Annotated in this window: 14 protein-coding genes; 6 read left to right on the top strand and 8 right to left on the bottom strand. The window is 61.2% G+C overall.

Translation table 11 applies throughout. The annotated features are described in order from the left end of the window. Window positions 1-21 precede the first annotated feature (21 nt). Complete coding sequence (locus ACILSR_RS20920) at window positions 22-1,152, top strand: alpha/beta hydrolase (protein ID WP_395751740.1); 1,131 nt, start codon at window positions 22-24, stop codon at window positions 1,150-1,152. Between the two features lie 127 nt (window positions 1,153-1,279). Further along, complete coding sequence (locus tag ACILSR_RS20915) at window positions 1,280-4,213, top strand: response regulator (RefSeq protein WP_395751739.1); 2,934 nt, start codon at window positions 1,280-1,282, stop codon at window positions 4,211-4,213. A gap of 4 nt (window positions 4,214-4,217) precedes the next feature. Here ACILSR_RS20915 and ACILSR_RS20910 read toward each other — a convergent pair whose 3' ends face one another. The 5 genes from ACILSR_RS20910 to ACILSR_RS20890 all read right to left on the bottom strand — a co-directional run bounded on the left by ACILSR_RS20910 (window position 4,218) and on the right by ACILSR_RS20890 (window position 10,119). Then, a complete protein-coding gene (locus tag ACILSR_RS20910) occupies window positions 4,218-5,303 on the bottom strand; it encodes a Fic family protein (protein ID WP_395751738.1) in 1,086 nt (361 codons plus the stop codon). A gap of 94 nt (window positions 5,304-5,397) precedes the next feature. After that, window positions 5,398-9,042 (bottom strand): FtsK/SpoIIIE domain-containing protein, encoded by a 3,645-nt coding sequence (locus tag ACILSR_RS20905; RefSeq protein ID WP_395751737.1) that lies wholly within the window; start codon window positions 9,040-9,042, stop codon window positions 5,398-5,400. Next, window positions 9,026-9,226 (bottom strand): hypothetical protein, encoded by a 201-nt coding sequence (locus tag ACILSR_RS20900; protein WP_395751736.1) that lies wholly within the window; start codon window positions 9,224-9,226, stop codon window positions 9,026-9,028. The genes ACILSR_RS20905 and ACILSR_RS20900 overlap by 17 nt, the downstream gene beginning before the upstream one ends. 47 nt (window positions 9,227-9,273) lie before the next feature. After that, window positions 9,274-9,771 (bottom strand): hypothetical protein, encoded by a 498-nt coding sequence (locus ACILSR_RS20895; protein ID WP_395751735.1) that lies wholly within the window; start codon window positions 9,769-9,771, stop codon window positions 9,274-9,276. A gap of 75 nt (window positions 9,772-9,846) precedes the next feature. Further along, entirely contained in the window at window positions 9,847-10,119 is a 273-nt protein-coding gene (locus ACILSR_RS20890; protein ID WP_395736764.1) for a WXG100 family type VII secretion target, read from the bottom strand. Window positions 10,120-10,326: 207 nt separating this feature from the next. Here ACILSR_RS20890 and ACILSR_RS20885 point away from each other — a divergent pair, with 207 nt between their 5' ends. Continuing rightward, the gene (locus tag ACILSR_RS20885; protein ID WP_395751734.1) at window positions 10,327-11,043 is read left to right on the top strand and encodes a hypothetical protein; all 717 of its coding nucleotides are present in this window, start codon (window positions 10,327-10,329) and stop codon (window positions 11,041-11,043) included. On the opposite strand, the gene ACILSR_RS20880 is transcribed toward ACILSR_RS20885, so the two are convergent. Together ACILSR_RS20880 and ACILSR_RS20875 are read right to left on the bottom strand one after the other, a co-directional pair. After that, the gene (locus ACILSR_RS20880) at window positions 11,040-13,688 is read right to left on the bottom strand and encodes a DUF1553 domain-containing protein (RefSeq protein ID WP_395751733.1); all 2,649 of its coding nucleotides are present in this window, start codon (window positions 13,686-13,688) and stop codon (window positions 11,040-11,042) included. The genes ACILSR_RS20885 and ACILSR_RS20880 overlap by 4 nt on opposite strands. Before the next feature lie 317 nt (window positions 13,689-14,005). Further along, a complete protein-coding gene (locus ACILSR_RS20875) occupies window positions 14,006-15,379 on the bottom strand; it encodes an aspartate aminotransferase family protein (RefSeq protein WP_395751732.1) in 1,374 nt (457 codons plus the stop codon). 215 nt (window positions 15,380-15,594) lie between these two features. Between ACILSR_RS20875 and ACILSR_RS20870 the strand changes: the two genes are divergently transcribed. Next, window positions 15,595-16,305, top strand: a complete 711-nt coding sequence (locus ACILSR_RS20870) for a hypothetical protein (RefSeq protein WP_395751731.1) — start codon at window positions 15,595-15,597, stop codon at window positions 16,303-16,305. Window positions 16,306-16,354: 49 nt separating this feature from the next. On the opposite strand, the gene ACILSR_RS20865 is transcribed toward ACILSR_RS20870, so the two are convergent. After that, window positions 16,355-16,774 carry a c-type cytochrome gene (locus ACILSR_RS20865; protein ID WP_395751730.1) on the bottom strand — a complete coding sequence of 140 codons (420 nt, stop codon included), beginning with the start codon at window positions 16,772-16,774 and terminating at the stop codon, window positions 16,355-16,357. A 101-nt stretch (window positions 16,775-16,875) separates the two neighbouring features. Here ACILSR_RS20865 and ACILSR_RS20860 point away from each other — a divergent pair, with 101 nt between their 5' ends. Further along, window positions 16,876-17,520: an AAA family ATPase gene (locus tag ACILSR_RS20860; RefSeq protein WP_395751729.1), complete on the top strand. Its 645-nt coding sequence runs from the start codon at window positions 16,876-16,878 to the stop codon at window positions 17,518-17,520. A 235-nt stretch (window positions 17,521-17,755) separates the two neighbouring features. Further along, a complete protein-coding gene (locus tag ACILSR_RS20855) occupies window positions 17,756-19,006 on the top strand; it encodes a competence/damage-inducible protein A (RefSeq protein ID WP_395751728.1) in 1,251 nt (416 codons plus the stop codon). The last annotated feature ends 64 nt before the right edge of the window (window positions 19,007-19,070 follow it).

The following is a 19,070-nucleotide window of genomic DNA, read 5'->3' as shown; positions in this document are numbered from 1 at the left end:
GTTCAGGCCCTTCCAACCCTCATGATCTCATTTCGTCCCCTGCTCTGCCTTGGCTTCGCGGCTCTTGCTCTTCCGGTAATCGCTCAAAACAAGGAGAAGAAGCCGGAGCGGCCGCAGCCGCCGACGAGGGCAATGGATGCCGAGGGCGCGCCGAAGTTTACTAGGCTCGATGGCAAGGTGGGCGCGGTGCCGCCGGTGGATGCGGAGGGGGATTTTGTGATCGGACCTGAATACGCTCCGGCACCGGAGACGAAGGTGGTGGAAGGCGTGCCGCAGGGGAAGGTGCAACAGTTTCAGATCGACTCGAAGGAGACGAAGCTGTTTAACCCGGGGATCGCGCGGGAGGTGTTTGGCACGGTGGACCCGAAGAATCCAAAGACGCTGATCGTGGAGACGCATACGATTGATTACAAGCGCACGGTCACGGTTTACGTGCCGGCGCAGTATGTGCCGGGAACGGCGGCGCCGTTTATCGTGACGCATGATGGTCCAGGGATGGGGAAGCCGGACATGAATCTGGCGCACATCCTGGACAACCTAATCGCACAGAAGCGGGTGCCGGTGATGATCGCGATCATGGTCTCAAGCGGCGGGGGCGATGCGCAGGGGCATGAGCGCGGGCGCGAGTACGACACGATGTCCGGACTGTATGCGGAGTACATCGAGGCGGAAGTGCTGCCGCGGGTGGAGAGGAATTACGGGGTGAAATTGACGAAGGATCCGGAAGGACGTGCAACGATGGGGAACAGCTCAGGCGGCTCGGCGGCGCTGGCGATGGCCTGGTATCACCCCGATTTGTACCACCGGGTGCTGACGTTTTCCGGGACGTTCGTGAACCAGCAGTGGCCGTTCAACCCTGAAACTCCGGATGGCGCGTGGGGATTTCACAGCAAGATCATTCCCGAGAGTCCGGTGAAGCCGCTGCGAATCTGGATGGCCGTGGGCGACCGCGATCTGCTGAACCCCAATGTGATGCGGGACAACATGCATGACTGGGTGGACGCGAACAACCGCATGGCCAAAGTGCTGAAGGCAAAGGGCTACCACTACCAGTATGTGTATTGCCTGAACACAGGCCACGGCATCGGGCCGGCGAAGCCGCAGATCCTGCCCCATGCTCTGGAGTGGCTGTGGCAGGGGTATCGGGGCTAGGAGCTAGATGCTGGATACTCGATTCCAGAAGCTGGATACTTGACGCAGGATGCAGGGCGCGAGATTTTGCATTTGCTGTCGAGGGGCTGCTCCGTGATAGGTTGGGGTGACCCGCAGGTGACCTCTGATGCCCAACGCCCAACCAGCCACTGCAAAGCAGGAGAAATCCACCGACTGCGCGCCGAAACTGAGCAGCATTCAGGAGCACTACAAGCTGCTGAGCTGCCTGCTGGAATACATTCCCGACCGTATCTACTTCAAGGACAAGCAGGGGGCGTTTGTGAGGGTGAGCCGCTCGGAGGCTGAATACCTGGGCGAGACGAATCCGGAGGAGGTGGTGGGAAAATCTGACTTTGACTACTTTGAACCTTCGCTGGCGCAGGCGGCGTTTGATGATGAGCAGGAGCTGATGCGGATGGGCAAATCCATCGCGGGCAAGGAGGAAAAGAAGCTGCTGCTGGACGGACGCACGGGCTGGGCGCTGGTGACGAAGATCCCGCTGCGCGATGCGGACGGGAGCATCATCGGAACCTGCGGGATCTCGAAGGACATCACCGCACTGAAGGAGACGGAGGAGGCGCTGTACCGGGCGAACGCGGCTCTGGCGGCGCAGAAGGCGCTGCTGGAGAAGTCCATGGCGGAGCTGCAGCAGACGAAGCTGGAGCTGCAGCAGCAACTGGCGCTGCGGGAGCGGGTGGAGGACGAACTGGTGCGGGCGAAGCGCGAGGCCGAAGAAGCGAGCAGCGGTCTGGGCCCCTTCTTCCAGGTGGCGCTGGACATGCTGTGCATCGCGGGAATGGACGGCTATTTCAAGAGGATCAATCCGGCGTTTTACACCACGCTGGGCTACACGGAGAGGGAGATGCTGAGCAAGCCTTTCCTGGAGTTTGTGCATCCAGAAGACCGGTTCAAGACGGTGGAGGCGGTCGAAGAACTGGCCGCAGGTCAGAACTTGGTAAACTTCATCAACCGGTACCGGCACCAGGACGGGAGCTACCGGTGGATCGAGTGGACGGCGGCTCCGAATGCTGCGAAAACGGCGATCTATGCGGCGGCGCGCAACATCACGCAACGCATCCACAGCGAGGACGAACTGCGCATGGCACGCGAGGCCGCCGAGACTGCGAACCGGGCGAAGAGCACCTTCCTGGCGAACATGAGCCATGAAATCCGCACGCCGATGAACGGGGTGATCGGCATGACTGAACTGCTGCTGAACACACGGATGACGGCGGACCAGCGTGGCTACCTGAATCTGGTACGGCAGTCGGCGGACTCACTGATGACGGTGCTGAACGACATCCTGGATTTTTCCAAGATCGAGGCGGGCAAGATGGACCTGGACAGGCACGAGTTTGATCTGCGGGACGCGATCGGAGATACGCTGCAGACGCTGGCGCTGCGCTCGGCGGAAAAGGAAATCGAGCTGGCCTACCTGGTGAAGCCGGACGTGCCGGACTGCCTGATCGGCGACATCACCCGGCTGCGGCAGATCATTTTCAACCTGGTAGGAAATGCCATCAAGTTCACGCCGCGGGGAGAGATCGTGGTGGAGCTGCGGGTGGAGAGCCTGACGCAGGACCAGGTGTCCCTGCATGTGCAGGTGTCTGACACGGGCATCGGGATCGCCAAAGAAAAGCAGGCGCAGGTGTTTGAGTCCTTCACGCAGGCGGAGAGCTCGACGACAAGGCGCTATGGCGGCACAGGGCTGGGGCTGGCGATCTCGAAGCAGCTGGTGGAGCTGATGAAGGGGCGCATGTGGCTGGAGAGCGAGCCCGGAAAAGGGAGCACCTTTCATTTCACGGCGCTTTTTGACCTGGGGACGCAGAAGCCAGACGCTGCGAGACTGCTGCCAGAACGGCTGCGGGACTTCAAGGTGCTGGTGGTGGACGACAATGCGACCAACCGCACGATTTTGGAGGAAATGCTCAAGACATGGGAGCTGCGGCCGATCCTGGCGGCAAGCGGTGCCGAGGCGCTGGGCATTCTGGAAGAGGCGCAGAGGGAAGCCCGGCCGATCCCTCTGATGCTGCTGGACTACATGATGCCCGAGATGGACGGGGCGGAAGTGTGCCGGCAAGCCAGAGAGCGCCTCGGCAGCGAAGCGCCGAAGATTCTGATTCTTTCCTCGGGCGGAAATTTGACAGCGCAAATCGGCGAGGAAGACCTGGGGTACGAGCGCTGCCTGACCAAGCCGGTGAAGCATTCGGATCTGTTTGACGCGATCAGCCGCACGATGGGAGGGGTGATCGCGGATGAAAAAACGGCGGGCACCCACGAACCTGCCAGACACCTGGGCGTGACGCCGATGAAGCTGCTGCTGGCGGAAGACGGGCGGGTGAATCAGCTGGTGGCGATCAAAATGCTGGAGGACCGGGGCCACGAAGTGACGCTGGCGAACAATGGCCGCGAGGCCCTGGCGATCCTGGCGACGCACACGTTTGACGCGATCCTGATGGACATTCAGATGCCGGAGATGAACGGAATGGAAGCCACGGCGGCGATCCGACAGGGCGAGATCGGAACGGAGAAGCATGTGCCCATCATTGCGATGACGGCGAATGCGATGAAGGGCGACCGGGAGCAATGCCTAGCCGCGGGAATGGATGACTACATTGCCAAGCCGATTCATGCGACGGAGCTGTATCCGCTGCTGGAAAAATATGCGGATCTCAGTCATGAACCCACGGAGATCCTGCCATATGACATCGCGTGCAATGCACCGGTGTTTGATGCGAGGACGTTCAGCGAGAACATCGGAGACGGCCCGCTGATGGTGGAACTGATCCGTTTGTTTTGCGAAGAGTCACAGCCGATGCTGGGGAACGCCTGTCTGGCGCTGCACAATCTGGATGGCGAAGCGCTGCACCATGCTGCGCATTCCCTCAAAGGACTGGTGGGGAACTACGCCGCAACGCCGGCCTTCAACGCGGTGTCCGCCCTGACGGAATGCACGCGAGCGGGCAATCTGCTGCAAGCGGGGAAAGTTCTCGCGGTGGTGACGGATGAAGTGGCAAAGCTGCGGGAGGCGCTGCTGGCGTTTGAGAAGGAGCTGGAGTGAAGAATCAAGCAGCTCCCACCTCGTAGCGTTGTGCGAGGCGGTAGCTTCGCGCTTTTTTGGACGGGTTCTCGACGACCAAAAAACCATCCCTCGCCCATGTGGCACAGAATTCTGCGCCCTGGCGCTGGCTAATGCCCAAATATTTGGCCAGTTCTCCGGCGGTCACGACTCTGCTTTGAGCAAACAGGCCCAAAGCCTGGCGTTGCAATGGGCGAAGCTCTCGCATGAGCGATTCCACTCCCCCGCGAGCATCTCCGCCAAACGTTTCGGCCCGTGCGCGAACCTTGAGAAACGCATCCGCCATGCCTTCGCAGAAGTAGTGCACAAAGCCGCTGACGTCGGCTTCCGCCCTGCCCAAGTGATAGTTGTGGCTGGAGCCAACGGAGAGAGCATCGTAGTAGCGGCGAAGGTGCCGGGCGTAGTATTCTTCGAGCGAGTAGATGCCTTTGAGTCCATAACCACAGCGGTGCAAAATCGTGGTGGCGAGGAGGCGTGATGTCCTGCCATTGCCATCATAATAGGGGTGGATTGTCGCGAACTGGTAGTGTGCCAGGGCGGCGATCACTGGCACCGGAAGCCTCTGCTCTTCAATCTCCTCGTTGATCCAATCCAGCAGCTCCCGCATGAGCGTTGGAACCTCCCTGGCTTCCGGCGGCATGTAAACGATGCGGTTGTCAGCGCTGTTGCGGATGACGTTTTGCCCGTCCCGATACGGGGTGGGTTTCAAAGTGCCCTCAAAAGCCAGCCCGTGCAGCATTTGGATGTCCTTCTCAGTGAGACGGCGCTGAAGCATCGCCACCGCCTCCGCCTTGTCTGCGGCCAGATAATAATTGCGGACCTCCTTTTCATCCCGCTCGCGTCCAGGAAAGCCGCCGTGACCGGCGATCACCTGCCTGACCTCGGGAAGGGTCAGGCGATTGCCTTCGATCTGGGTCGAGTAGTGCGTTGAAAGCAATCGCGCGGACTCTCGCAGAGAGGCGATCAGCAGCGGACTGATGGGAAGCCCGTCAACGGCTGTCCGCGAGGCTTCGATCGCCATCAAAGCCTTGGCGGTCGCGGGACTGATGCTGAAATTTGGGCTGAAGGGCATGCCATTTTCCTTATGGCAAGGTATCAGCACGTGATTAAAAGGTCAATAAAGCGTGATTAAAACGTCATTAAACCGAGATTAATCAGGCAATCGTTCAGGCGATGGATTGCAGGGCTTCCTGGAGCCAAGAGGAATCGGGCAAGGCGAAGGGGCGGAAGGTTTCGAGGCGGGATTCGTGTTCGCTGTAGAAGAGGGCGCGGTGGAGGCCGAGGGTGCTGGCTTTGGGGGAGTCGATGAGGCTGGCGGAGTCGTTGGCGCTCATCTGGAAGAGGACGCGCATACCGAGCTCGCTGACGGCTTTGCGGCTGATGGAGCGGTTGACGTTGTTGAGGGTGTCCAGGCTGGTGATGAGATGGACGCCGACGGGCGGGCCTTCGGAGATGATGTCGTTGAGCTGGTTGCCGGGCTTTGGCGCATCGTCGCCGCCGAAGGAGAAATCGTCTTCGTAGCGGAGCTTGCGGAACTTCTGCAGGCCGAGAACGAAGAGGAAGATGGGAGGATCTCCTGAGCCGCCTTCGTCATTGCGGCGGCGCATTTCGGCGTGGATTTCGGCGATGAACTCCGGAGCCTCGTGGCCCTGAGAAATCTGGGCGCGGCCTTTCGCGATGCTTTCGAGGAACTCGCAGTCAGGCGTGCCGGAGAGGGCGCTGTGAACGAGGTAAAATTTCGGGGCGCGATCGCGCGGATGCTGGGCGGCGAGGGCCAGGATGCCCAGGCCCATGATGGCGGCAACCGCTTCGTCGTTCTGGCCGACGAGAAGGAGGTGGCGGCCGCTCTGGCGCGGGAACATGGCCTCGGTGGGGCCTTTGATGGCGTTCGGCATGCCGAGCCAGCACTTGGGATCGACCGGGACTTTGATCGGCGGCGTGGCGAGGGCGGCGGCGAGGAGAGTGTTGTCCCGAATGTCCGCGGGCATGTTGCCTTCGAAGACGATGGGGCGCTTTTTGTCGAAGCCGCGTTCTTTGGCGAACTGGGAGACTTTGACGAGGTTGCCGTCCCGCTCTTCGTCGGTGAGCCAGACGACCTGGAAGGGGCTGTTCCCTTCCACGGCACCGGCGGCGTCATTGTAGATGCCTTCGCCGGGTCGAGAGAGCAGACGCGGCGCGGTGTTGGTGTCGTCCATGATGAGGGCGGCGTCGGCCTCATTGCACTGGAGGGCAATGCGGATGACCATCTGGCCGAGGGTGGTGCGCGCGAGGGTGTAGGCACCGCCGAGGGTCTGAGAGCCGAGGAAGACGTGAATGCCGAAGGCGCGACCCTGGCGCACGATGCGGTCCAGCAGCAGGGCGGCCCCCTGAGCGACGGCGTCGTCTTCGGTGAAGTATTCCTGAAACTCGTCGATGATGAGCATGGAGCGCGGCATGGGCTCGGTGCCGGGGACGCGCTTGTAGCCGGCCAGATCCTGAGCGCCAGCTTTGCGGAAGAGCTCGCCACGACGACGGAGTTCGTCATCGATGCGCTGAAGTACGCTGAGGGCAAATTCGCGATCGCTCTCAATGGCGATGACCTTGGCGTGTGGAAGCCGGGCGTCCGCGTAGCATTTGAACTCAACGCCTTTTTTAAAGTCGATGAGATAGAACTCGATCTCGTCCGGGCTGCAGGTGAGTGCGAGATTGGTGATGATGATGTGCAGCAGGGTCGATTTACCGGAACCTGTTTTACCCGCGAGGAGGGCATGCTGGCGGGTGCCTTTGCCAATGGCGAGGTACTGGAGCTTGGTGGCACCGGTGCGGCCGATGGCGATCTTAAGCTCGCTGGTGGTGCTTTCGGACCACATCTCTTTCGGGGTGACGACACTGAAGGGCACCTGGACTCGATTCGAGTCGATGCTGGCCTGGCCGATCTGATGGGCTAGATCCGCGGCGATGGCGTCCGGCGGCGGTGGATCGAGTTCCAGCGTCTTGATGCCGCTGAAGGTAACCACGCCTTTCTCACGCACGAGACGAAGGCAGTTTTTGCGCAGGTCGTCCGCGCTGAGACCTTCCGGCAGTGGCAGTCGGCGGTCCCAGTGAATGAGGACGAAAACGCCGCAACGTGCCCCGCTCATGACGATGCTTTTTAGGCGGGCCATGGAGGATTCATTGAATCCGGTGGGGAGTCCGGCAATGACGAGGAAGTGGTATTTCTCCGCCACGCTGCCGGCCTGCTCGTTGTATTCAGTGATGGTGGCGTATTCGTTGCGCAGGTACATCTGGATGACCTTCTCGACATGCTCATTGAGCTCGGCGAGGCGCTCCTCGATGTGCTCGCGCTGGGTCCAGATGCGGCGGTTGATGAGGGCAGGCTCGTAGTCGGCCAGGTGCATGAGGCCGGCGAAGTTCTGACCGAGGCCGACGGCATCGATGATGGTGAAGTGGACCTTGCCCGGAGGAGCCTTGGAGAAGAGGCTGAAGATGACCTCGTTCATCACATCGGCCACCCACTTGCCGCCGTCGTCGTCGGTTTCGATGAGGAGCGAGCCCTCCTGCGGGAAGGCGAGAGCGAGCGGGAGGCTGATGCGCTCAAAGCCGCTGAGGTGGAAGGGGGTCTCCTTTTCAAAAAGGGCCGAAGGGGCGCTGAGGTCCAGATTGAGCGCACCAAAACGCACGGCGTACGGGAACTGCTCGTGCGGCGTGTAAGTGGTGGTCCAGACCTCAGGCTGCGCGGCGGGATCATGGGTGATCTCCTCCACGGCGGCGAGCAGGGGCGGGACGGTCTGCTCCCACTCCTTTTTCAAGCTGGTCCAGCGCTGCTGGGCGGTGGTGTGCATGGCCGCCATGGAGGCGGCATGCTGATCCTCAAGCTGCTGGCGCTGCTGGGTGAGCGGCCCGCCGACCTGGGCCAGAGCGGCGGCTTTCTGGACTTCGAAGCGGTGAAGATTGCGCGCGAGCAGCCGCTCATTGCGGGCAATGCAGGCGGGGATCTGCGTGGCCAGGCGCTTGAGCATGGCGTTGCGAAATTTGTCCGCCACTTCATCGGCGCGATTCCACTCGGCGGTGACCAGGGCATCGGTGGTTTCGTAGTCCGCCTGGAGCTGTGCAGCGGCGGCGTCCTTGGCAGCGTTCAGCTCCAGCAGGCAGGTTTCGTAGTCGAGAACGGCCAGGCTGAGCTCCTGCAGGTCCACGCGGGGCTTGGAAAACATCTTGAACATGCCGCCTCCTTTGGCGGCACCGATCTGATCTTCGAGATTTTGGGCATGCGCCTCGATGGTCTCAATACGGGCGGGAATGTCCGCCAGCGTAAGACCGGCCCGAGGCTCGGGAGCGGCCTTGCGGCCGAGCCGCTCTCCGGAGGCCTTCAGAACGGCCAGGAGACGTTCTTTGGCGGTATTCAGACGAGCGATCAGGGCATCGGAGTCTAGATCCAGCTGCTGCAGGCCGCGTTTGCGAAGACCATCCGCACTGACGCGACGCATCTGCTGGCGGCCCAGCCAGCGCTCGCGCTCCTTCTGGGTCATGGCCTGGAGATCGCGGCGGATGCGGTCCTCGTAGCGCTTGAAGGAGGTGGTGCGCCGGGCATGGCGTGCGTGGATGGACTTGGCATATTCGTCCCACTCGGCGGCGGCATCGCTGACCGTGCTGCCATGATGGGCGTCAAAGGCCTCCAACTGCTGGATGTGATTCTGCTCCGCAGTGTAGCGCTTTGAGCGGATCTCGCGGGCGATCTGCTCGCTGCGCGTGGCAAAGCCACCGATGGCTTCCCGCAGGGTGTTGTAGAGAGAAACAATGCGCGAGGAGCGGAGGTCAAGGGTGCTGTTCACAGTCTTTGCGGATCTTTCGGAGCAAATTTTCGAGTTCGTTGATCATGGCACCGGTCTTGGTGATGAGACCCGGCAGAGGTTCCAGGTAGCTTTTTTCAAACTCCAGGGCCTTGGCATCGCGCCAATGGGCTTTGGTGGCATGCCAGTGCTCAGAGAGCTCGCGGGCGTTTTGGATGAGATTCATGAGAAGCCGATGGGAGTGGCTGAAGTGCGGAGAGCAGTGGACAAAGGTCAGGTGGGGGAACTCGGGGGAGCAGAGGGAGTTTCGTTGTAGGATTGGAGAATTTTCTGAATTTCTACAAGATAGGCCACGGCTTTGGCCAGATCGTTGTCGAGGTAATCGCGGAGGGAATCGACTTTCCGAGCGAGGGGATCGATGGTGCGGTCAAAATCACGCCCCCAAGCTTTGGTGCGCTTGGCCCCTTCCTGGGCCTCTTCGAGAGCGGCGCGGGCTTTGCGAACAGCCATCTGCTGGAAGGTGGGATTGTCCACAAACTCGGACAGGCGTGCGGTCATGAGCTCCTGCTGGGCCTGGTCGAGCTTGTTCTGGCGCTGGCGAACCTGGGTGGCCCAGAAAGCGGGCTGCTCGGACTGCAGCCACCCGCGGGTCTTTTTCACCGAATCCTGAACGGAGTCGAGGGTGACGCGGGCCTTGTTGATGAAAACGATGAGGGCGGCGCGAAAGGCCTCGATGGAGTCGAGATTGGAAATGCGTGCCTGGTCTGCCATACGAAGTGCTTGTTCTCGGTTCTCGGTTCGCTTTTGTCAGATTGCGTTGAGCAGTCGGGGGGCTGTGCTCAGCCTTTAGCGCTGGGAGAGGTATTCCTCAATGCGCTGGGCTTTGCGGAGGAGGAAGGGGGTGTGCTGCTCGGACATTTCCATAAAGCGCTTGATGGCTTTCATGGTGGTGTTGAACTCGGCGGCGAATTTTTCATGCTCGGCATCCTGCCAGGTCTCGCCGAGGGCAGCAAAGCGGCTCTGCAGGGAGGCGGAGCGTTGCTGCATGTCCGTATTGAAACGTTTCAACTCCTGCGCAAAGCGCCGGACCTCCTCGGGGTTCATGATTGCCTGGGCCATGGTCTAAAGATGAAGGGCGAACGTGGAATGACGAATGGTTTTGCGAGCCATTTTGATGAAGGCTGGCGGCATGGGCCTGGCGCCTATTCTGATCCCAGCGAAGTTGTTGCGAAAAACCGAAAAAGCTCGACACAGCCGAGGGTGATTGGATAAAAATAGAAGCGCATGGTTTCAAGCATTCCCTGCTTTCAGACGTGCATCTTCTAGATGAAGGTTTCCCAACCCTACAAGGCCGGTGCCTTTGAGCAGCCAACGATGCGCGGGTGGCTGGTGGTCTTTGTGTGCGGCTTTCTGACGGTCTGCATACTCGGCGTGGGAGTGTGTCTTTTGGCGTGGCTGTTCGGGAAAGGAATGTACGCCATCAAGATGCCGCTGTCCGAGTCGTTCTATGAGATTTCAGCGCTGAACGCAGGGCGTGTCATTCTGCAGGGCGCCGCGCTCTTTGGGATGATGCTGGCGACCCTGTCTTTGTTTGAGTCCGCCAACCGCAAACGGCAGGAGGTGCGGGTAAAGGGCAGGCATCCCGCATTCGGAGACTATGAGATTCTACCCCATTTCAAGACGTGGTATGCCCAGCCTGCGCTGCCCTCAGGCCAGGTGGTGAATCTGAACGGCTGCGGTGACGGACCGTCTGAGACCCAGGCCGCATTGTGGCGGCAGTTCCTCTCCCGCTGGGACGAATTGGGCGCCGCTACGAAGGAGCGGATTCTCACGCCACCGCATCCCCTGCAAGAGTGCCAGACCGTGACGCTGACACCCAAGGGAATCACCCTGAGCGGGGACGGCCGATTGAACATCGCGTTTCAATTTGCGACGGTGCCGGACCATTTCTGGTCCTCGGACAACGAGGAGCCCTTTCCGATTGCTGTATTCTCCCCCACACTGGAACTGGAGAAAACGGAATGGGTGACGCCAGCCGGCTAGTCCACGTAAAGCAGTGAGTTGGAGCTCAGCAAGGCGTGGCAGAGGGCCGTGAGGCCAAGGAAGGCGGGGTCTCCAGGGGTCTTGGATGGAACGCCGAGCTGGACTTCGAGAGGGGTGGGATTGGCCTTGTAGAATTCGGTCTGGGCCTGCACGAACTCAACGCTCTGCTGCACGTCGGACTCGGAAGGTGCTTTGCCGTTGATGAGTCTGAAGGCGTAGCGGATTTGATCGGCGATGTCTTTGCCGCCCTCTGCCTGGAGGCGCTGGGCAAACTGCTGGGCGTGGACGCGCATGGTGGTACTGTTCATGAGCAGCAGGCTCTGCGGGCTGACGGTGGTGACGGTGCGGGCATCGCAGTTGGGCTCCATGATGGGAGCGTCAAAGGTGGCGAACATTTCGAGCTGACGCGAGCGGCGGGCCTGCACGTAGATGCTGCGGCGGAACTCCTCGCCATTGAGCGGGACGACTTTTCCCGACGGACGGCCGGCGGTGTCCGTGGTGTCGATGCCAATGACCACCTGCCCTTCCTCATTGAACATGACGGGAACAGGTGCGCCGCCGACCTGCGGATTGAGCTTGCCGCTGACGGCGAGGAGGCTGTCGCGGAGGATCTCGGCCTCGAGGCGGCGCACGTTCATGCGGCTGAGGTAGGCATTGTCGGGGTCGATGCGGTCACGCGTGGCGTCCCGCGTGGAGGCCTGGCGGTAGGTGCGCGAGGTCATGATCTGGCGGTGCAGCTGCTTGAGGCTCCAGCCGCGCGCCACGAAATCGGTGGCCAGCCAGTCGAGGAGTTCGGGGTGGGTGGGCTTGCTGCCGAGCTGCCCGAAGTCCCCTGCACTGGCGACGATGCCCTTGCCAAAGTGGTGCATCCAGATGCGATTGACCATCACACGGGCGACGAGGGGGTGCTTGCCATCGGTGAGTTCCGTGGCCAATGCGAGTCGGCGGCCGGTGGTGGGCAGCGCGGCGTTTTTCTCGGGGATCTCGATCTTCCGGAAAGCGGCGAGCACGGTGAGATCGCTGGGCTTTACCTGCTCCTTTGGCTGGTCAAACTGGCCGCGATTGAAGATGAAGGTGGCGGGCACGGCCTCGGGCTTCTTCGGCAGTTCGGTAAAGGCATGGAGGAACTCTTGCTTCGGCTTGGTGGCGCGCACGGCGGCGGCTTCCTCCGCCATCTTCTTCAAGGTGTCCGCGTGCTTGGTCTTATTGGTGGTGTCGTAGAGATAGAGGGAGCCGGAGCTGAGCTGGTTCACGCGGGGCCAGGCCTTAAGGAGCTTGGTTTGATCTGCGGTGCGCTTCTTGATCTCGGTGCGGTAGGCGGTGCGCAGGGCATCGCGGTCTGCCTCGGGGGCTTTGGCCAGCTCCTTTTCCAGAACTTCGGTGATGAACTCCTCCGCTTTGGCGAGGCGTGCGGTGTCGATCTTTTTGGCTTCGACTTCGATGTTCGCAGCTTCTGCGGCTTCCTTTTCTGTCTGCAGGGAGACGAGGCGACCTGCAGGGCTGCGCCAGGCCTTGGTGTCAAAGCCGGGCTCAAACACGGCGCGCAGGCGGTAGTAATCGGCCTGGGAAATGGGGTCGTAACGATGATCGTGGCATTGGGCACAGCCAATGGTGAGACCGTAGAGGGAGGTGCCCACCATCTTGAGGGTGTCGGCGATGTTCGCGTTCTGCGTGGCAGCATCGCTTTTTTCTCCGGTGCCGTTTGGCGACATGCGCAGGAAGCCGGTGGCGGCGAGTTTTTCGATGGCGTCTGGCGAGAGGTCTTTGTATGGCTGCTTCACCATTTCATCTCCGGCAAGCTGCTCGCGGATGAACTGGTCAAAGGGCTTGTCCTTGTTGAGAGCGTTGATGACGTAGTCGCGGTATTTCCAAGCCCACTGGCGCTCGAGGTCCTTCTCCCCAAAACCCTCGCTGTCGGCATAACCAGCGGCATCCAGCCAGTGACGGCCCCAGCGTTCGCCGTAGTGTGGAGAAGCGAGGAGGCGGTCAATGAGATGTTCGACGCTAAGCTGTGGATTCTGGATGTAGGCGGCGACGAAGTCGTCCACCTCCTGAGGTGAAGGAGGCAGGCCAATGAGATCAAAGCTGGCGCGGCGGATGAAGGTGACGGGGTCAGCTTCGGGGGAGAAGGAGAGGCCCTTTTCGGAGAGTTTGGCGGCAACGAAGGCGTCGATACTCGTGGCGCCCCTTTTCTCAACCGGGGGCTTCACCGCATGGATGGGCTGCAGCGACCACCACGCGCGTTCTTCATCGGTAAAGGCATGCTCGGGGCCGAGCTTTTCCGGCTCGGGGCGAGAGGTTTTTGCGCCTTGGGCGACCCAGGCTTCGAGGGTGGCGATGTCCTGATCCTTGAGCTTGGTTTTTCCTTTGGGCATCTCGCCCTTTTTGACGAGGTCGATGAGGTGGCTCTCCGCGGCTTTCCCGGGAACGATAACGGGGCCATCCTTGCCGCCTTTGAGGATGAAACGCGCGAGGCGCACATCGAGGCCTCCCTTCATCTCACCATCTTCGCCGTGGCACTGAAAGCAGTGCGTTTTGAGGATGGGGCGCACGTCTTTCTCAAACATCACAGGTGCCGGCGCCGCCCAGGCGGGCGCGGTGCTCAGCAGCAGGAGGGCGATGTGTGAATGGGAGCGGCGGATCATGTGGTAAAAATACGAGGTGGCTGGGGTGGCTCTTGCATCTCAGTCTCAATGCAGACGTCATGGGGCAAGGCAGCGTTTTGCATGCCAGAGTGGTGGAGCGTTATTAATTGAGAGCCTCACGAATGGCGGGCGATGCCAAAGGCAAGCCTTGGAGGGCATTCCAATCGCATTTCTCCAGCAGGTGCTCGTTCTCGGCATCGGCGCAGTAGAGGAGATGGGTTTCGGTGTCGTGCGTTGTGTTGAGCATCGCCAGCAAAAAGCTGCGCCCGGCATAACCCGGTAGCGCAGCTCGCAGCTTTGAATTCCCTTTTTGATTTCTACTTCCCGGCCACCGCGTCATCCACGGCGCTGTCGAGGACGTCGCAGGCTTCGATGAGGGCTTCTTCGGTGACGGTGAGAGGGGGGCAGATTTTGACGGTCTGGCCCCAGGCGCCGACGGGGGCGAAGAGGAGAAGGCCGCGCTGATAGCAGAGCTCAATGATGCGATGGGCGAGATCGTGGTTTGGCTCCTTTTTGCCCGGAACGATGATCTGCAGGCCGGCGACGAGGCCAGCGCAGGTGACATTGCCGACGACCTGCGGGTGGCGCTTCTGGATGGCTTTGCAGCGCTCCAAGAGGATGGGCCCGAGGCGGGCGGCGTTGCCGGTGAGGTCTTCAGCGAGAAGCTTCTTGATGTTGGCCACGGCGGCGGCGCAGCAGACGGGATTACCGGTGTGGGTGCTGGTCATGCTGCCGGGCGGGAACTGGTCCATGATCTCCACGCGGCCGATCACGGCGCTGAGCGGCATGCCGCTGCTGATGCCTTTGCCGCAGCAGATGATGTCCGGGGTGACACCATAGTGCTCGAAGGCCCAGAACTTGCCGGTGCGGCCAAAGCCGGCCTGCACTTCGTCAAAGGTGAGGACGACCTTGTGCTCATCGCACCAGGCGCGGAGTTTCTGGATGTATTCGACGGGGGCGAAGTCGGGACCGACGCCCTGATAGCTTTCGATGATAACACCCGCGATGTTGTCGCCAGTGAGGCCTTTGTCGGCGATGGTTTTGAGGAAGGTGTCGAAGCTGGTGTCTTCTGTCCAGTAGCCGTCTGGGAAAGGCGCATTGAGGATGGCGGGATCTTCATTGACGATCCATGCCTTCTGCCCGGCCATGCCCCCGGCCTGCTGGCTGGCGAGCGTGCGGCCATGGAAGCCACGGGTGAAACCGACGATGCCGATTTTTTCCTTCCCGCCGACCTTGATGCCGTGGCTGCGGCTGAGCTTGATGGCGCATTCGGTGGCCTCGCTGCCGGTGCTGAGGAGGAAGACTTTCTTCAAGCCCTCGGGCGAGACGGAGGCGATAAGTTCCGCGGCTTCGGCGCGCTCTTCGCTGGGGAAGACGTAGTTGTGAATGAGGCCGCTCTGGATCTGGTCGATCATGGCCTTGCAGATTTCGGGGGCGGCATGGCCGGCGTTGGTGACGAGCACGCCGCTGCTCCAGTCGAGCCACTGGTTGCCGTATTTGTCGAAGATGGCGTTGTCCAGGGCCTTGTCCCACACGATGGGGGGCATGCCGCGCATGGACTGGGGCTCGAAGTGACGCAGCTTCTCCAGAGTCGGAATGGAGTCAGGGTGCGGCAGCGGGGTGCAGATGCGGCGGTGCTTGGTTTCGACGTGTGGAACAGTCTGTGGTGTGATGCTGAATTCTTTGCCCATGGAACGATGATGCACGGGACTGGGTTTTGCTGCTACTCGCTTTGCACCCTGTCGCGATATTTTTGTGCGCATACGAAATAACTGGCGGGCGGTATGATTGTGATGGTGGCGGGGGCTGGAGGGAGGAGGCGGGCCCGAGCCTTGAGGAAGAAATGGTGGTGCCAGTTTATCCTTGTCAGGGCCCCCACCCGGTGTGGTAGTCTGCAAAAAAGCTTATGACAAAAGACGTGACCACCCTGTCGTTGCTCCTTGTCCTGAGCGCCTCGTTTCCATGCTTCAGCGCCGAGCCTGCTGAACTGACCAGCGCACGGGCGAACTATCAGAAGCAGATCAAGAGTCTGACCGAACCCGTCAGCACACGGTATGCAGTTTACCTGGAGAGTTTGAAAAAATCGCTCGGCGCCAAGGGGGATCTGGATGGTGCCATTGCTGTGCAAAAGGAGATCGACTCCCTCGCGCTGCCTGCAACGAGTGCGGCGCCTGCACCAGCGGCAACGACAGCAAGTGCGGGCAGCGATAAAATCGTGATCTGGAATCAGAACAACGGAGGAAAAGCAGACCGGGGGACCAAGAAAATCAGCGTGAGCCTGTGGGTGGGAAACAGAGAAGTCTGGAACAAAAAGTTTGTCGGCATCGACTGGGACCCCATCAAGCAGACCAAGGTGGAGATTCCAGTGCCGACGATGACGGCCGAGAGGCTCCGGGTGCAGATAACTGACACCGTCAATGGCAAAGGCGGGCTGGCTGAAATCGAGTTCATCCGGGGCGGACGCAACATTGCTCTGAAAGGGGCCGTCTCCGTGAGCGCCGTATGGGAAAACAACGCCAAGCGCGGTGGCTCCATGCTGACAGATGGAGATAACAGCACTTTGTGGCTGCTTCCCGACAACCAGGAGGGCTGGGCGGAGGTCACACTCTCCCCTTGATGCCCCCTGCTGAAATCAAGCAGCGGGCGAAAGCAGCATGCCGGTCCGATCAAGGATTCTCAGCGCTTTTTTGCGCATGCAGCGTACCGGCTGCGCCCTCGGGCCAAAAGGCGCCGTCTTCGATCCATTCGCGCAGCATGCCGATCTGATCGTCCGTGAGGCTGACCTCGGTGCGTGGCATCATTTTGGGGTGCGTGCCGCCGCGCTGAACGGCGCTGATGAGCAGGCTGCAGTCGGGGTCTTCCGGCAGGATGTAGTCGCGCCCGGTGGCGCTTCGCTTGAAGGCGGTGACTTTCGTCATGAGATTGAGCGCGGGCGGTGGCAGGCTGCCATTATGGCATTTCACGCAGTGCTCCTGCAGCACGGGCTTCACCTGCGTGAGGAAGTAGTGCTCGCGCGCGCTCTTGGTGGTGGGCGGCTGCGTACAGGCGGTGACGATGAACAAGATGGGAAGGAAGCGAATTAGCATGCAGCGAGGTTAACGAAATCGCAGAGAAGCCACTACGCCATGCTTGCGCAAAGTTGCGCTGAAGCTTGACGCCGTGCTGCTGCCACGACCACATTACCGGCATGCCGCGCAAATCCAAAGATCCTGACCGAGGCCCCTATCGCATTGTATTGACGGGAGGCCCCGGCGGAGGAAAGACGACAGCGGGAGATCTCTTTCGACGGGAGATGGGAGACCGCGTGGTGCTGGTGGCAGAGGCGGCGACGATGATGTTCAGCGGCGGCTTCCCACGGGTAAAACAGCCGGAGGCGGTGCATGCGGTGCAGCGTGCGATCTACCATGTGCAGATTCACATGGAGGAGGTGGTGGTGTCCCAGCACCCGGACCAGATCCTGCTGTGCGATCGCGGGACTGTGGACGGCGCGGCGTACTGGCCGGGAGGAAGTGCGGAGTTTTTTGCGGACCTGGGCACCACGCTGGAGAAAGAGCTCGCACGATATGATGCGGTGATCTTTTTTGAGAGCGCGGCCATGGGGCACATGAACATTGAAGGGAACAACCCCGTAAGAAACGAGAGCCAGGAACAGGCGGTGAAGCTGGACCACAAACTGAGGGCGCTGTGGTCGCAGCATCCACGGTTTGTTCTGGTGCCCAACAACACGTCCTTCTTCAAGAAGATCTCGTTTGGACTGGCGGTGCTGGATGACATGGTGACGAAACTGAGCGGGAAGCCGGAGGAGGGGAAGAAAGGAAAGAAGAAGCGGTAGAGGGGGGCGAGGAACTCTGTGCTGGGAGCGCTGGCATCTTGCCGGCTCCGGGCGAGGCGTTTCGCCACATGACAGGCTCCGCGCTTCGGAAGCTCCTTCCCCGGAACCGAAGCCAGCAAAATGCTGGCGCTCCCGGTACGGAATAGCCCCGCCTGCTGTGCCGGAGTGCCCGGCAAGGAGTGCCTCAGCGAAAGAGGGTTGCCCGTACGGCACCACCGCGCGTAAAGACTCATCCATGAACGTCGAACTCGTCAACACCGGCACTGAACTCCTTCTGGGGGATACCATCAACACGAACGCGGCCTGGATCGGTCAGCGGCTGGCGGCGCTGGGGGTGCAGGTGGCGCGGCAGACGATCGTGCCGGATGGCGCAGTGATTCGCACGGCGATTGCAGAAGCGGCAGAGAGGGCGGACGTGGTGCTGGTCTCGGGCGGGCTGGGGCCGACGAATGATGATCTCACGCGGGAGTCAACGGCGGAGCTGCTGGGACTGGAGCTGGTGCTGAATGCGGAGATCATGCAACACCTGAATGAATACTTTGCCAAGCGTGGCAAGCCGGTGAGCCTGGCCACGCAACGGCAGGCGATGGTGCCGCGCGGTGCGGTGGTGATGCCGAATCTTTTTGGCACGGCGCCGGGGTTGTACTTTCCGAAGGAGCTGAGCGCGGCGCTGGGCTGGAATGCGCATATCTTTCTACTGCCGGGACCTCCGCGTGAGCTAAAGCCGATGGTAGAGAGTCAGGTGGAAACGCGTCTGCGCACCTGGCTGCCGGACGGTCTCTCGCGCCGCGTGCTGTATCTCAAAGTGACGGGCGTGGGCGAGTCGGATATCGTGGAGGCGGTGGAGAAGCGGCTGGAGGCGATCGCGGGTCTGGATCTGGGCTACTGCATTCGCAATGGCGATGTGGATGTGCGCCTTGCGGGTCCGCAGGCGGCGGTGGACGAGGCGGCGGGCGTGGTGTGTGCGGCGCTGGGGGACTGCATCGTTTCGGAAGACCGGCGCATCATTGAGGAGGTGATCGTGCAACTGCTGCAGGAGCGCGGTGAGTGGGTTTCCACGGCGGAGTCCTGCACGGGCGGGACGATTGCGAACCGCATCACGGATGTCAGCGGTGCCTCGCGTGTGTTTGGCCACGGCTGGGTGACGTATGCGAATGAAGCGAAACATCAGCACCTGGGTGTGCCGCTGGAGTTGATCGAAACCCACGGCGCGGTGAGCGAGGAAGTGGCGCGTGCGATGGCGGAGGGAGCGCTGCGCAACAGCGGGGCGGATCACGCACTGGCGGTGACGGGTGTGGCGGGGCCGACGGGTGGCACGCCGGAGAAACCGGTGGGCACCGTGTGGATCGCGCTGGCGACGAAGGGCGCGGAGACATGGGCTCAGAAGAAGTTTTCGCCAGGGTCGCGGGATCGGTTCAAGCTGCTGACATCACAGGCGGCGCTGGATATGTTGAGGCGGAGGATGCTGGGGATTGCGCTGCGCTGAGGTGCATGGAAGTGATGCGGGCACTCCTGCCTGCAGGGACGTTCTCATTGCGGGCAGGAGTGCC

This window comes from Prosthecobacter sp., from assembly GCF_044222565.1.
In the GTDB taxonomy this organism is placed as follows: domain Bacteria; phylum Verrucomicrobiota; class Verrucomicrobiia; order Verrucomicrobiales; family Verrucomicrobiaceae; genus Prosthecobacter.
The sequence above is the reverse complement of the archived record's forward strand: the minus strand, read 5'-3'. Positions and strand labels throughout refer to the sequence as shown.